Origin of the sequence: Endozoicomonas sp. SESOKO2, assembly GCF_024606245.1 — a bacterium.
Taxonomy (GTDB): domain Bacteria; phylum Pseudomonadota; class Gammaproteobacteria; order Pseudomonadales; family Endozoicomonadaceae; genus Endozoicomonas_A.
The window spans coordinates 1-1032 of record NZ_JAHHPQ010000002.1 but is presented as its reverse complement, the minus strand read 5'-3'; the positions used below and the strand labels follow the sequence as shown (position 1 = coordinate 1032).

Below are 1032 nucleotides of genomic sequence, written 5' to 3'. Positions count from 1 at the left end.
GACCAATTTGCTGCCGCCGCAGTAGGGCAGCTATTCTCGGTCAGGCTCCTAGGCAGGCACTTTCATGATTTTGCCGTGTTACGCTCACTGCGTTTGCGCCCTTACTGCAGGCGTTATGCATCTTGATTAAACTTCAAGCTTGGACGAAAATAGTTCTGTATTTTGCATATAAATGCCATATTTTGCATCTAAAAGGCGCATTAGAGTTGAATTTAAGCTAGAATTACTGTTAATAATTAACTTCGGTAACCCAATGATTATTGAATTTTTTGTAGAAAACTATAAATCAATTAAATCACGGCAATCTTTAAACCTAACAAAAATGCTGGGTAATGAGATGGTCGATAATTCGTTTGAAATTAAAGCATCTAAAAAACTATCTTTATTAAGATCTGCTGTAATTTATGGAGCTAATGCTGCTGGTAAATCAAACTTTGTTTCAGCATTGAAAACCATGCAGTCTATTGTAAAAAAATCGGCTAAGGATTCTCAAAGAGGTGACAAGCTTCCAGTCTCACCGTTTCGCCTATCAAATAAATCTGTTAAAGAGCCAACAGAATTTGAAATTGTCTTTCTTGTTCAAGGAGTAAAATATCAATACGGTTTTTCTCTAACTGAAGATCAAATCAGAGATGAATGGCTTTTTGCCTCTCCCAAGGGTAGGCCGCAGAGGTGGTTTATTCGAGCTTATGATAGTGAAGCTCAAGAGTATGTTTGGGATTTTTCATCGCACTTCCAAGGGCAAAAGCAACTTTGGAAAGATGCGACTAAATCCAACTCTCTTTTCTTATCAACAGCAGTAATGCTGAATAGTGAACAGTTAAAGCCTGTTTTCGACTGGTTTAATAAGTCTTTAAGAGTAGCGGGAATTGACGGCTGGGGACCAGGACTCACCACAAATTTATGTAATGATAAAGACTCAAAGAGCGAAGTTTTAAATTTTTTGAAATCTGCTGATCTAGATATCAATGATATTCATTTAGAAACAAGAAAAATTGAAAAAGATTTTCTGGTTGTTATATTGCCTACAAC

The 1032-nt window shown here is 36.7% G+C and carries 1 protein-coding gene; it reads left to right on the top strand.

Annotated elements, in window-relative coordinates; genetic code table 11:
* Positions 1–253: 253 nt before the first annotated feature.
* A partial coding sequence (locus tag KDK17_RS00015) for an ATP/GTP-binding protein (protein WP_257287047.1) occupies positions 254–1032 on the top strand: 779 nt, incomplete at its 3' end.